The sequence below is a fragment of the Arthrobacter sp. ATA002 genome, assembly GCF_026898095.1.
Lineage (GTDB): Bacteria > Actinomycetota > Actinomycetes > Actinomycetales > Micrococcaceae > Arthrobacter_B.
In genome coordinates, this window is record NZ_CP114015.1 from 1,267,699 (window position 1) to 1,281,422 (window position 13,724).

Here is a 13,724-nt window from a genome sequence, read left to right on the forward strand (position 1 = left end):
AACCGGCAGGTCCTGTGGGACTCAAGAAGCTTAGCAGGTCCGGCGCGCGGTGTGAAAACGTCCCCGGGAACCGGCCCCGCAAAACCTCAGTAGCCCAGGAAAGCGTCAGTCCGCACGGAGCGTCCGCCGGCACCGCGGACCGCCGTCCGTGCCGCGGCCACCGCGGCCGGCGATCCGGACACATAGGCGGCACGCTGCGCGGCGTCCGGCACTGCTGCGGCCAGGGCGTCAGCATCCGGCAGGCCGGGGCCCAGGTGTGTCCAGCCGCTGATCTGCGGATCGTCGGGGGTGCAGACCAGGACGCGGATGCCCAGGCCGTGCAGCTCCGCGGCGTAGGCGAGCTCATCCACGGACGCGGCGGCGTAGATGAGCACGACGTCGCGGGTCACGGTGCCGCCGCTGCCCGCGGCGAGCGCGCGCAGCTGGCTCATGAACGGAGTGATGCCGACTCCGGATGCGATGAGGAGCAGCGGAACGGAGCGGTTGCGGGGGAGCAGGAAGTCGCCGGCCACGGACGTCGCGGACACCACGGCGCCGGGCTTCAGTTTCAGCAGGGCGGTCTTGAAGGAACTGGTTGGTTCAGCCGCGCGCAGGCCCACGGCCACGGTGCCGGAGTCTCCCGGGGCCGTGGTGAGGCTGAAGATCCGCCGCGTTCCGCGCGCGTCGGCGGTGGCGTGCGGCAGGCTCAGTTCCAGGTACTGGCCCGGCCGGAAGCGCAGCGGGCGCGCCGGCTCGAACACCAGCTCGCGCGCCGTGGGTGTCAGCGCCCGGTTCTCGCGCAGCCGCAGCCGGATCCGCTGCGCGGAGCCAGGGCGAAGGCCAGCAAATTGCCGGCCAGCAGGGCCAGCTCGGGCGACATGAACACCGGCCCGGCATTCAGCGGGACTGCGAACAGAACGCCGACGACGGCGGCCTCCAGCAGCCGCTGCCAGTTCCGCGGGGGCAGGGTCAGCGGCTCGGACAGCATGAAGCCGGCGAAGAACAGCACCGGATAGGAAGCGAAGAAGGTGCCCAGCGCGGCCGGAAGGGGTTCACCGGCCAGGACCATCCGAACGGTGATAATGACGCCGGCCGCCAGCAGGAAGACCCCGGCCATCGGCAGCAGCCGGTTCCGGTACAGGATGATGGCCGCCGCCGGGAGCACTGCCACCAGCATCAGCGGTGCCGCCACCCACCACACGGCGGCCCCGAGGCCGGTCAGGGCCAGTACGGCTGCTCCCAGGGCTGCGGGATTAAAGATGTGCCGGCCGCGCCAGACCAGGACGTACTTTGACGCTGTTGCGGCACCGGCAGCCAGCGCCACGGTCAGCAGGGACGAGCCCTCGGTGCTGGGCCACAGCAGGAAGTAGAGCAGCAGCCCGGTAATCAGCGAGGAATCCGTCTGCGGCCGGGTACGGAAAAGCAGCCCCATGACGCGGCTGGCCACCAGGGCGGAGACGACGGCGGTGGCCGCGGTCGCGGCCAGCTCGGCCGGGGTGTAGGCCAGCGCTCCGGCGAAGGAGAGCAAAAAGGACCAGGCCGTCACGGCCAGCAGCAGGAACACCGTCAGCCGGTACATCGTCCAGCGGCCGGTGAAGGCATCGAGCCGGCCGGCAACCGGCGCGGGCAGGGAAAGGCTCATGAAAACAGAACTCCAGCCATGGCATCTGAGAAGGTCGCCCGGCCGTCCGAGAACATCCGCACATAGTCAAAGGCGAACTCCTCGGCGAGCCGGGCAGGATCGGTAAAGAATAAAGCAGTGGCCAGTCCGTCGGCGGTCATGGCATCGGCGGCCAGCGCCCAGGTGGCGGCGACCTTGCTCACAGGTTTTCCGGTGGCAGCATCAAGAATGTGGTGCAGCCCCTCGCCCCAGGCCCTCCGGTTCCCGGCCGAAGCACACAGGGCGCGGTCCCGCAGGGACACGATGCCAATGGCGCGGGCCGTATCGTAGGGATGCTCCAGGCCCACCCGCAGCCCGGTGCCGCCCGCGTGCCGCAGGTCGGAACCGGCGTCGACGGTGAGGTTCCGGTGCCCTGCGGACTGCAGCAGCCCAAAGACCAGGTCCACGAGCTGGCCCTTCCGGCGGCGCCGATGTCCAGGGTGACCGGCACCGTGGTGCTCAGCTGCACGCTTTCCCCGGCGGTCCGCCAGGAAACGGCGGCCGCCCAGTCGGGGGCGGGCGCCGGACCGGAACCGGCAAAGGAATATGCGGCGTCGTAGCCCAGCTTTTCCAGGGAGGATCCCACCAGCGGATTGACCGTCCCGCCGGAAAGGCGGTGCAGGCGGTCGAACAGCGTGAGCAGGGGCGCGGCCGAGGACGGCAGTTCCACGGTTCCGGGCGACCGGGTCAGTGTGGCGATGACGGAATCGGAACGGAACCGCGAATAGATGCGGTCATAGTCCGCCACCAGGTCCGCCACGGCGGCCCGGAGCGGTGCCGTGAGCGGAACAGCTGTGGTGATGGTCCACGCAGTGCCGATGGCATCGAATTCCAGGTCCGGCATGGCGGCAGGGTCAGCTGGCGGCTTCGGCCCGGATGGTGTCCAGGGCCTTGTTGAAGCCGGCGCTGGTAAGGGAAGAACCGCCCACCTTGTCCACGTCGAGCTCGTCGAGGTTCCTGCCGACCACCTGGTCCTGCACCTTGGACGTGAAATCGCGCTGGTGCATCTTCGATGTGGGGTGGTTGCCGGAGGTGGTGACCTCCAGCTCCGTCACCACGCTGCCCTCGAGGGTCAGGGTGACATCGACGTCCTCGGTCTGGTTCGACGGCGGCGTGTAGCTGCCGGAGGCGGAGTACTCGCCGTCGGCGTAACTGCCGGCCGGTGCGGCGTTTTGGGGTGCTGCGCTCTGCGGTGCGGCAGGGGAAGCGGGCGCGGGATCCTGGGCGGCGGGCGCCTCATCGGCTGCCGGCCCGGCGCATGCGGTGGAAGCCAGGATCAGGGACGCAGCGGTGAACAGAAGTGTCTTGCGGGTGTGGTTCATTTTTCTCCTGAAGGTGGGGCAGCAGGCAGGCGGGCAGCAGGCAAGCGGGCCGGGTGCCCATATCCATTAGAACGTATCCGGATGAACCGTGCCTGTGCACGCCCTGTTGGCTTGGTCTCTCCGGGGAAGTGCCGGGAGATACGGGGAGGCGCCGGGGAAGCGCGGGGCAGGGTCCGGAGCTGCTGCGGCGAACCGCCCGGGGCAGCGTCACAGTTCGCGGACCGGTGCCTGAGTCGAGGCTATGCTTAACCGGTGACTCCCGAAGAACTTTCCTCCGCCGTAACTGCCTGCCTCCAAGACGCCATCGATGCCGGTGACTTCAGCATCGACGTCCCCCGGGAGGTGCGCGTGGAGCGGCCGAAGAACCGCGACCACGGCGACTGGGCCACCAACATTGCCCTGCAGCTCTCCAAGCAGGCCGGAATGAACCCCCGCCAGTTCGCGGAAATCCTCAAGGGACGCCTCGAAAAGATCGACGGCGTGGCCAAGGTGGACATTGCCGGACCCGGTTTCCTGAACATCACCCTCGACGCCGGTGCCGCCGGTGAGCTGGTCAAGACCATCGTGGATGCCGGCGGGTCCTACGGCACCTCGGAAATCCTCAAAGGCACCCGGATCAACCTCGAGTTCGTCTCGGCCAACCCCACCGGTCCCATCCACCTGGGCGGAACCCGCTGGGCCGCCGTCGGCGACGCCCTGGCCCGGATCTTCTCGTCGCAGGGCGCTGAAGTCACCCGCGAGTACTACTTCAATGACCACGGTGCGCAGATTGACCGCTTCGCCCGGTCGCTGCTGGCCTCGGCCAAGGGCGAACCGGCTCCCGAAGACGGCTACGCCGGCGGCTACATCGAGGACATCGCGAACCGCATCCTGGCCGCCGAACCGAACATCATGGAACTGCCCGACGCCGAAGCGCAGGAGCACTTCCGGGCGGCCGGCGTCGACTTTATGTTTGCCGACATCAAGGAGTCCCTGCACAACTTCGGCGTGGACTTCGACGTCTTCTTCCATGAGGATTCCCTGCACGAAAACGGGCAGGTGGACAAGCTCCTGGAACAGCTCAAGGGCTCCGGGAACCTGTACGAGAAGGACGGCGCGTGGTGGCTGAACTCCTCCGAGTTCGGCGATGACAAGGACCGCGTGGTCATCAAGTCCGATGGGAACGCCGCCTACATTGCCGGCGACATCGCCTACATCCAGAACAAGCGCGACCGCGGCTTCGACTTGAACTTCTACATGCTCGGCGCCGACCACCACGGCTACGTGGCCCGGCTCAAGGCCGCTGCCGCCGCCCTGGGCCACGACCCGGAGTGCGTGGAGGTGCTGATCGGCCAGATGGTGAACCTGGTCAAGGACGGCAAGCCCGTGCGCATGTCCAAGCGCAACGGCACCGTGGTCACCCTCGAGGACCTGGTGGAAGCCGTGGGCGTGGATGCCGCCCGCTACACGCTGGCCCGCTTCTCCGCCGACTCCAACATCGACATCGACCTGGACCTGCTGACCAAGCGCAGCAACGAGAACCCGGTGTTCTATGTCCAGTACGCGCACGCCCGCACCTACGCTCTGGCCCGCAACGCCGAAGCGGCCGGCGTGGACGATTCAGCCTTTGACGCCTCGCTGCTGACGCACCCCACCGAAGGTGAACTGCTGGCCGCGCTGGGACAGTATCCCGGCGTCGTCGCGCAGGCCAGCGCCTTCCGCGAACCGCACCGCGTGGCCCGCCACCTGGAAGTTATCGCCGGAACGTACCACCGCTGGTACGACGCCTGCCGGATCGCGCCCCAGGGCGACGAGGAAATCACCGATGTGAACCGCACCCGCCTGTGGCTGAACCTTGCCACCCGCCAGGTCCTGGCCAACGGCCTGGGCCTGCTGGGAGTTTCCGCTCCGGAACGGATGTAACCGATGACTGTTTCCCCCCTCGCACCCGGCTGGCTGAGCCATCCGGGGGACGTGAATGCCCTGCGGCCGCAAATGTGGGCGCGCGACGTCAGCCGCAGCGTGAACGGCGAACTGGAAGTGGCCGGTGTGCCCGTCTCGTCCCTTGCCGCGGAATTCGGCACGCCGCTGTTCGTGGTGTCCGAAGCGGATTTCCGCGCCCGTGCCCGGGACTTCAAGGACTCCTTCGATGCGGCTTTTGCCGACCTGTGCGGGGAGTGGATGTCTACTATGCCGGCAAGGCGTTCCTCTGCACCGCGGTGGCCCGCTGGGTGCGTGAAGAGGGGCTGCGCCTGGACACCTGCTCCGGCGGGGAACTGGCCGTGGCCCGCCGCGCCGGGATCCCCGGTGCCTACCTCGGCCTGCACGGCAACAACAAGTCCGACGCCGAGCTGACCCGCGCACTGGACATGGGCCTGGGCCGGATCGTGGTGGACAGCATGGCCGAGCTGCACCGCCTGGACGCCCTTGCGGTCTCCCGCGGCGAGCAGGCGAACGTGATGCTCCGGCTGACCCCGGGCGTGCACGCGTCCACCCATGAGTTCATTGCCACCGCGCATGAGGATCAGAAGTTCGGCCTCTCCATGGCTCCGGATCCGGCGGCCGGCGGCGAATCTCCGGCAGCTGCGGCTGTGGCCGCAGCACTGGCAGCCAGGGTATCCGGCTGCTCGGCCTGCACTGCCATATCGGCTCGCAGATCTTTGAGCCGGAGGGCTTTGAACTGGCGGCCAAACGGCTGCTGGGCTTCCTGGCGGACATCAAGGCGGAGCATGGTGTCGAACTGCCGGAGCTGGACCTCGGCGGCGGTTACGGCATTGCCTACACCGAAGCCGACACTCCGCGTCCGCCGGCGGAAATCGCGCAGGCGATGGCCGCCGTCGTCGGCTCCACCTGCACGGAGCTGGGACTGGCCGTGCCGAGGATCTCGATCGAGCCCGGCCGTGCCATTGTTGGCCCCACCACGTTCACCCTGTACCGCGCGGGCACCGTCAAGACGGTGCGCGTGGACACGGCTGACGGCGGCACGGCCGAACGCCGGTACGTATCAGTGGACGGCGGCATGAGTGACAACGCCCGTCCGGTGCTCTACGACGCCGACTACTCCGCCGTGCTTGCCTCCCGCAAGTCCGAAGATGACGCCGTTTTGTCACGCGTAGTTGGCAAACACTGCGAGAGCGGGGACATAGTGGTGCGGGACGTCTATCTTCCGGCCGACACCGGCGACGGTGACCTGCTGGCGGTTCCCGGGACGGGCGCGTACTGCTGGGCGTTGTCCAGTAACTACAACTACATTGCCCGTCCGCCCGTGGTGGCCGTGCTGGACGGCACCGCCCGGCTGATTATCCGCGGTGAAACCGAAGAAGACCTGTTGGCCCGGGACGTTGACGCGGCAAGCGCACGTCCGCCCGAACCGCTGAAGGAGTAGGCACGCACGATGAAGACCCTCAAAGTTGCCCTGTTGGGCTGCGGAAACGTTGGCTCCCAGGTGGCCCGGATACTCCTGGACGACGCGGAGGACCTCGCCGCACGCACTGGTGCCCGGCTGGAACTGACGGGCATTGCGGTCCGGAACCCGGAGGCACCCCGCGACGTGGACCTGCCGCGGGACCTGTTCACCACCGACGCCGAAAAGCTGGTGGAGGACGCCGACATCGTCATTGAACTGATGGGCGGCATGGAGCCTGCCCGCACGCTGATGCTGCACGCGATCGGCCACGGGGCCTCCGTGGTCACCGGAAACAAGGCGCTGCTTGCCGCGGACGGCGCCGCAATGTTTGAAAAGGCCGACGCCGCGGGGGTCCGGCTGGCCTATGAAGCCGCCGTGGCCGGCGCCATTCCGATCCTGCGTCCCATCCGCGACAGCCTCTCCGGAGACCGCATCACCCGCGTGCTGGGCATCGTCAACGGCACCACCAACTACATCCTGGACGCCATGGACAGCACCGGCGCGCAGTTCGCCGACGCCTTGGCCGACGCCCAGCGCCTCGGATACGCCGAAGCCGACCCCACCGCCGACGTCGAAGGCCACGACGCGGCAGCCAAGGGCGCCATCCTCGCCTCGCTCGCCTTCCACACCAACTTTGACCTCGCGAACGTGTCCTGCGAGGGCATCTCCTCCGTCACTGCCGATGACATTGCGGCGGCAAAGGACGCCGGCTTTGTGATCAAGCTGCTGGCGATCGCGGAGAAGCTGGAGAACGACGGCGAACCCGGCGTCAGCGTCCGCGTGCATCCCACGCTGCTGCCCCGCACCCACCCGCTGGCCGCCGTGCACGGTGCCTTCAACGCGGTGTTCGTGGAAGCTGAAAACGCCGGCGAGCTCATGTTCTACGGCCAGGGCGCCGGCGGCGCTCCCACCGCGTCGGCCGTGATGGGCGACGTCGTGTCCACCGCCCGGCGGCTGGTCCTGGGCGGTCCGCTCGGGGCTGAGACACCCACCGGGTCGGTGCCGGCGCTGCCGTTCGAGAAGGTCACCACCAGCTACAGCATCGGCCTGCAGGTCACCGACCAGCCCGGTGTCCTGGCCGCAGTGGCCCGGGTCTTCGCCGAACACGGCGTCTCCATCGAAACCATGCGCCAGACCATCCACGCCGGCGGCACATCTTCGTCGGCCGAACTGCGCTTCGTGACACACCGTGCCTCCGAAGCTGCGCTGGCCGCCACCGTCGAGGCCATCAAGGGCCTGGACATCATCAATTCAGTCACATCCGTCCTGCGGGTAGAAGGGGTCCAATACCGTGGCTCACCAATGGCGCGGCGTCATCGCCGAATACGCCGATCGTCTTCCCGTTACCGGTTCCACCGAGATCATCACCCTCGGCGAGGGCGGCACCCCGCTGGTGAAGGCCAAGGCCCTCTCCGAGCTGACCGGCAACGAGGTCTACCTCAAGGTCGAAGGCATGAACCCCACCGGTTCCTTCAAGGACCGCGGCATGACAATGGCCATCACGGCCGCCGTCGAGTCCGGCGCCAAGGCTGTGGTGTGCGCATCCACCGGCAACACCTCCGCCTCCGCCGCGGCCTATGCCACGCAGGCCGGGATCACCTGCGCCGTGCTGGTTCCGGACGGCAAGATTTCCATGGGCAAGCTCAGTCAGGCCATTGCCCACGGCGCCGAGCTGCTGCAGGTCAACGGCAACTTCGACAACTGCCTGGATGTGGCCCGCAAGCTGGCCGAGGCCTACCCGGTGTTCCTGGTGAACTCCGTGAACCCGGCCCGCATCGAGGGCCAGAAGACTGCCGCCTTTGAGGTGGTGGACGCCCTGGGCGATGCTCCGGATTACCACCTGCTCCCGGTGGGCAACGCCGGCAACATCACCGCATATTGGAAGGGCTACACCGAGTACGCCGCTCCGTACACGAACCTGGCCGGCGAGGAACTGGCGCCGGTGTCCACCAGGACTCCGGTCATGTGGGGCTTCCAGGCCGAAGGCGCCGCGCCGCTGGTGAAGGGCCACCCGGTAACCGATCCCGATACGATCGCCACCGCCATCCGCATTGGCAATCCCGCCTCCTGGGAGCAGGCCACCGCGGCCCGCGATGAATCCGGCGGCCTGATCGAAGCCGTTACCGACACCGAAATCCTCGAAGCGCACCGCTGGCTCTCCTCCCGGGAAGGCGTCTTCGTGGAGCCGGCCTCCGCCGCAGGCGTGGCCGGGCTGCTCAAGAAGCACGCTGCCGGGGAAGCCCCCACCGGAAAGAAGATCGTCATTACCGTCACCGGCCACGGCCTGAAGGATCCGCAGTGGGCCCTGCGCACCGCCGACGGTTCCGATGTCGAGCCCACCAAGGTGGAGTTCGACGTCGTATCCGTTGCCGCCGCGCTGGGCCTGGAAGCACGAGGCTGCGGGCTAAGCGAACATGCACGTGAGCGATTCCGCGGCAGCCTCCCGCACCGCAGCCGCCGTGGCCGGGCCTGCGGCCGGAACCGTGGCCGCCGGGCAGGACATTACCGTCCGGGTTCCGGCCACCAGCGCCAACCTGGGCCCGGGCTTTGACAGCCTGGGCCTGGCGGTCGGCCTGTATGACACCGTGCGGGTGCGCACGTCCGGAGGGCCCGGCACTGCGGTCCGCATCACCGGCGAGGGCGCCGGAACGCTGCCCACCGATGACACCCACCTGGTGGTCCGGACCATCCGGAACACGGTGGAGTCGGCGGGCTTTTCCGCGCCCGGACTGCGGCTGGACGCGGAGAACGTCATTCCCCACGGCCGCGGCCTGGGATCCTCGGCCTCCGCCATCGTCTCCGGGGTGCTGGCGGGCAACGCCCTGCTGCCTCCGGAGCACCGGCTGGATGCAGCAGCCCTGCTGGACCTGTGCTCCCGGCTGGAGGGCCACCCGGACAACGTCGCCCCGGCGCTGGCCGGCGGACTGGCGGTCTCCTGGGAAGAAGGGGGAACTTTCCGGTCCGTCACCTCGCCGGTGCATGCCGACATCATTCCGGTAGCCGCAGTGCCTGCCTCCGAACTGTCCACGGAAAGCGCCCGCGGACTGCTTCCGGCCCAGGTTCCGCATCCGGCTGCCGCGGCCAACGCAGGCCGGGCAGCGCTGCTGATCCATGCCCTGGCATCCGATCCTGCGCTGCTGCTGCCGGGAACGGTGGATTTCCTGCACCAGGGGTACCGGGCCGGGGCCATGCGGCCAAGTGCCGAACTGATGGGCCATCTGCGGAGCAGAGGGCTGGCGGCGGTCATCTCCGGAGCCGGGCCCACCGTGATGGCTCTGGCCAACGGACCCGAGCAGGCCCGGCAGGCCGAACAACTGATCGCTGAGTACCTCTCAGCCGCGGGAACTGCACAACTTTGGCGTGTTTTGCGGCTCAGCGTGGACCGAGATGGTGCTAGAGTGGAAGAGCACCAGCGGTACTAACCGTCAGGTGTTCCCGCACCCGTATTGTGCTCCCGCATCCAGACCGTCCGTTTCCGGACCGCCCTGAAGAACTGTTGAAAACTCGTTGCCAAGGGCATATTGTCCAAACTCCGTGTCGGAAACTCTTGTTCAGTTGTGGACGTGCAATTCTCGGTGCAGCCTTCCGGGTACTGCCAAGAAACGGTCAGTCCCCTTGAATGCCGCATAGTTCGGCAGCAAAGCTGACCAAACTTCTGTGGATTTCTTCCAAAGGCACCTTAAGTAGATTCGCCGATTCCCGGCCCTTGCCGGCAACCGGCGAACCCTGACCCCCATGTCTGACCATAGGGGGACCAGGGCCAAATCATCCGCGGCCGGCACTGCGCCGGACCGCCCGACGAGGGGGAAGGATCCTTCGTGACAGATACCACTGACCTGACTTCAGGTGTGGACTCAGCTACCGCCGGAACTAACGGCGAAGCAACTTCAAAAGCTCCGGTCTTGCCGGCCTCAAGCTTGCACAGCTGCAGGCTCTTGCCGGACAGCTGGGCATCACCGGCGGCTCCCGCATGCGCAAGGGGGATCTGGTAACAGCGATCTCCAACCACCAGCGGGGCGGCGCAGTAGCCGACCGCCCGGTTCGCGGCGCCAAGACTGAAGCAGCCAAGGCCGACGGGGCGAAGGCCGGCAGCGACCGCACAGCCGCTCCCGCGGCAGCGGCTCCGCGGCGGAGGCCCCGGCCGCCGAGCAGCCGGCCGCCGAGCGTCCGGCCCGCACCCGGAACCGCAACCGCCGTGCTGCCAGCGACGGAGTCGTCACTGCACCCGCCGCGGAAGCGCCGGCGCAGAGCGCCCCGGAACAGGCCCAGGCACCGCGCGAGGAGACCCAGCGCGAAGAGCCCCAGCGTGATGAGCCCCAGCGCGAGCGCAGCAACCGCCGTTCACGCAGCCGCCGGGCGGACAGCGACGGCACCTCGGACAACGGCCGGAGCGAGAACAGGCAGGATGCGCAGGGCGAAACCGCGCCGTCGAACGCCTCCGATAACGGAACGGGCGCTTCGGCGAACGGCTCAGCATCCGAGGACCGCGGACGCGAGAGCAACCGCAGCGACAGCCGCGAAAACTCCCGTGAGAACAAGCGCGGCGACCGCGAGAACAACCGCGGCGACCGGGAGAACAACCGCGGCGACCGGGACAACAACCGTAGCGACCGCGAGAGCAACCGCGGCGACCGGGACAACAACCGCGGCGACCGGGACAACAACCGCGGCGACCGGGACAACAACCGCAGCGACCGGGACAACAACCGCAGCGACAGCCGGGATGACAGCGACGAGAACGGGCGCGGACGCAACCGCCGCAACCGCAACCGCAACGACCGGAACGACCGCAACGACCGCGGCGACCGGAATGACCGCTTCCGTGACCGCAACGAGCGCCGCCGCAACCGGAACCAGAACCCCGACGTCGACGATGTCGAGGTCACCGAAGATGACGTCCTGCTGCCCGTAGCCGGAATCCTGGACGTCCTCGAGAATTACGCGTTTGTCCGCACCTCCGGCTACCTGCCGGGCCCGAACGACGTGTACGTTTCCCTGGCCCAGGTAAAGAAGTACAACCTGCGCAAGGGCGACGCCGTCGTCGGCGCCATCCGCGCCCCCCGCGAAGGCGAAAGCCAGGGCGGAAACCAGCGCCAGAAGTTCAACGCGCTGGTTCGTCTGACCTCCGTCAACGGCAAGCCCGCGGAGGATAACAAGGACCGCGTGGAGTTCTCCAAGCTGGTTCCGCTGTACCCCTCCGAGCGCCTGCGCCTGGAGACTTCCGCCAAGGTGATCGGCCCCCGCGTCATCGACCTGGTGGCTCCGATCGGCAAGGGCCAGCGCGGCCTGATCGTGTCCCCGCCCAAGGCCGGTAAGACGCTGATCCTCCAGGCCATCGCCAACGCCATCACGATCAACAATCCTGAGGTCCACCTCATGATGGTCCTGGTGGACGAGCGCCCCGAAGAAGTTACGGACATGCAGCGCACGGTGAAGGGCGAGGTCATTGCCTCCACCTTCGACCGTCCCGCCGATGACCACACCACCGTGGCTGAGCTGGCCATCGAGCGGGCCAAGCGCCTCGTGGAGATGGGGAACGACGTCGTCGTCCTCCTGGACTCCATGACCCGCCTGGGCCGTGCCTATAACCTGGCCGCCCCGGCGTCGGGCCGTATCCTCTCCGGCGGCGTGGACTCATCCGCGCTGTACCCGCCCAAGCGTTTCTTCGGTGCTGCCCGCAACATCGAAAACGGCGGCTCACTGACCATCCTGGCCACGGCCCTGGTGGAAACCGGATCCAAGATGGACGAGGTCATCTTCGAGGAATTCAAGGGCACCGGCAACATGGAACTGCGCCTGTCCCGCAACCTTGCGGACAAGCGCATCTTCCCGGCCGTGGACGTCAACGCGTCCGGTACCCGCCGCGAAGAGAACCTGCTGTCCCCGGACGAGGTCAAGATCATGTGGAAGCTGCGCCGGGTCCTGTCCGGCCTGGACACCCAGCAGGCGCTGGAACTGCTCACCGGAAAGATCCGGGAGACACAGTCCAACGTCGAGTTCCTGATGCAGATCCAGCAGACCACCCTGGGCACCAAGGACAACTAGCTGCCGTACCGAGCCGCTCATGCTCCGGCTTCCGCACCTGCGGGGGATCCGGAGCCTGGGCGGTTTGGCAGTTAATGTGCGCATCCCGGCCGGGGCACGCGGATAAACTGCTGGTGGGCAGTGATGAAGTCCGTAACCGGTGACCTCCGCAGCAGCAGGACTGCAGCTGTGGACGGCGCCGGACAAGTATTTGAGATCCGCCCGAGTCCGGGCCCGGGTCCACCGTCGAAAGAGGAACGTAGAACATGTTTGAGTCCATACAGGGTCTGTTGGATGAGCACGAAGAGCTGCAGCTGCGGCTCTCGGATCCGGCAGTGCACGCGGACCAGGGGCTCGCCCGCCGGCTGGGCCGGCGCTACGCGGAACTCAGCCGCATCGTGGACGCCTACAACAAGTGGAACGCCCTCGAAGACGACCTCGCCGCGGCATCGGAAATGGCTGCCGAGGACCCCGAATTCGCGGCGGAGGTTCCGGTGCTGAAGGAAGCCCTCGACGACGCCCAGGAGAAACTGCGCCGCCTGCTGATTCCGCGTGACCCCAACGACGGCCGTGACGTCATCATCGAGGTCAAGGGCGGCGAAGGGGGCGACGAGGCGGCCCTGTTCGCCGGTGACCTGCTGCGCATGTACACCCGCTACGCCGAGGGACGTGGCTGGCGGACCGAAATCATCACCGCGACCGAGTCGGACCTGGGCGGCTACAAAGACGTCTCCATGGCGATCAAGGGCAGCTCCAACGACCCCGCCGAGGGCGTTTACGCCCGGCTGAAATACGAAGGCGGCGTACACCGCGTGCAGCGGGTTCCCGTCACGGAATCCCAGGGCCGGATCCACACCTCGGCCGCCGGCGTGCTGGTGCTGCCCGAAGTGGATGAGCCCGAAGAAGTCGAGATCAGCCAGAACGACCTCAAAATCGACGTCTACCGGTCCTCCGGTCCGGGCGGCCAGTCCGTGAACACCACGGACTCCGCGGTGCGCATCACCCACCTGCCCACCGGCATTGTGGTGGCCATGCAGAATGAGAAATCCCAGCTGCAGAACCGCGAAGCGGCCATGCGTGTGCTGCGTTCGCGCATCCTCGCACACCAGCAGGCGGAAATCGACGCTGCGAACTCCGACATCCGCAAGTCCCAGATCCGCACCATGGACCGCTCCGAGCGCATCCGCACCTACAACTATCCGGAGAACCGGATCGTGGACCACCGCACCGGCTACAAGGCCTACAACCTGGACACCGTGATGAACGGCGACCTGGAAGCGGTGGTTCAGGCTGCCATCGAAATGGATGAGCAGGCCCGCCTGGACGCCATTGGGGACGAGAACTAACGTCGACG

6 protein-coding genes and 5 pseudogenes are annotated in these 13,724 nt (G+C 67.6%); 7 read left to right on the plus strand and 4 right to left on the minus strand.

Annotation, left to right across the window (positions count from 1 at the left end; all coding sequences use genetic code 11):
- Positions 1-86: 86 nt before the first annotated feature.
- The 4 genes and pseudogenes from OL239_RS19420 to OL239_RS06385 form a co-directional block, all read right to left on the minus strand.
- Positions 87-740, minus strand: coding sequence for an FAD-dependent oxidoreductase (locus OL239_RS19420; protein WP_329609368.1), 654 nt, complete (start codon positions 738-740; stop codon positions 87-89).
- Positions 741-760: 20 nt separating this feature from the next.
- On the minus strand, positions 761-1,621 hold the full coding sequence (locus OL239_RS19425; RefSeq protein ID WP_329609369.1) for a hypothetical protein: 861 nt from the start codon (positions 1,619-1,621) through the stop codon (positions 761-763).
- A pseudogene (locus tag OL239_RS20060) lies at positions 1,618-2,483 on the minus strand (FAD:protein FMN transferase). The gene OL239_RS19425 and the pseudogene OL239_RS20060 overlap by 4 nt, the downstream one beginning before the upstream one ends.
- Before the next feature lie 10 nt (positions 2,484-2,493).
- Positions 2,494-2,961: an FMN-binding protein gene (locus tag OL239_RS06385; RefSeq protein WP_268911174.1), complete on the minus strand. Its 468-nt coding sequence runs from the start codon at positions 2,959-2,961 to the stop codon at positions 2,494-2,496.
- A gap of 252 nt (positions 2,962-3,213) precedes the next feature.
- Between OL239_RS06385 and argS the strand changes: the two genes are divergently transcribed.
- The 7 genes and pseudogenes from argS to prfA all read left to right on the plus strand — a co-directional run bounded on the left by argS (position 3,214) and on the right by prfA (position 13,716).
- Positions 3,214-4,863 (plus strand): arginine--tRNA ligase, encoded by a 1,650-nt coding sequence (gene argS / locus OL239_RS06390; RefSeq protein ID WP_268911175.1) that lies wholly within the window; start codon positions 3,214-3,216, stop codon positions 4,861-4,863.
- A gap of 3 nt (positions 4,864-4,866) precedes the next feature.
- Positions 4,867-6,325, plus strand: a pseudogene (lysA, locus tag OL239_RS06395) (diaminopimelate decarboxylase).
- Positions 6,326-6,334: 9 nt separating this feature from the next.
- Positions 6,335-7,630: pseudogene (locus tag OL239_RS06400) on the plus strand (homoserine dehydrogenase); the annotation flags it as partial.
- A gap of 7 nt (positions 7,631-7,637) precedes the next feature.
- Positions 7,638-8,735 (plus strand): annotated as a pseudogene (thrC, locus tag OL239_RS06405) (threonine synthase); the annotation flags it as partial.
- A 70-nt stretch (positions 8,736-8,805) separates the two neighbouring features.
- Positions 8,806-9,768, plus strand: coding sequence for a homoserine kinase (thrB, locus tag OL239_RS06410; RefSeq protein WP_268911684.1), 963 nt, complete (start codon positions 8,806-8,808; stop codon positions 9,766-9,768).
- A gap of 396 nt (positions 9,769-10,164) precedes the next feature.
- Positions 10,165-12,391 (plus strand): annotated as a pseudogene (gene rho, locus OL239_RS06415) (transcription termination factor Rho).
- Between the two features lie 245 nt (positions 12,392-12,636).
- Entirely contained in the window at positions 12,637-13,716 is a 1,080-nt protein-coding gene (gene prfA / locus OL239_RS06420; RefSeq protein ID WP_268911176.1) for a peptide chain release factor 1, read from the plus strand.
- The last annotated feature ends 8 nt before the right edge of the window (positions 13,717-13,724 follow it).

Bases quoted from the DNA above. Each gene is read 5' to 3' on its own strand.
- prfA (WP_268911176.1), top strand. From the start codon at position 12,637: ATGTTTGAGTCCATACAGGGTCTGTTGGATGAGCACGAAGAGCTGCAG.
- OL239_RS06385 (WP_268911174.1), bottom strand. From the start codon at position 2,961: ATGAACCACACCCGCAAGACACTTCTGTTCACCGCTGCGTCCCTGATC.
- OL239_RS19425 (WP_329609369.1), bottom strand. From the start codon at position 1,621: ATGAGCCTTTCCCTGCCCGCGCCGGTTGCCGGCCGGCTCGATGCCTTC.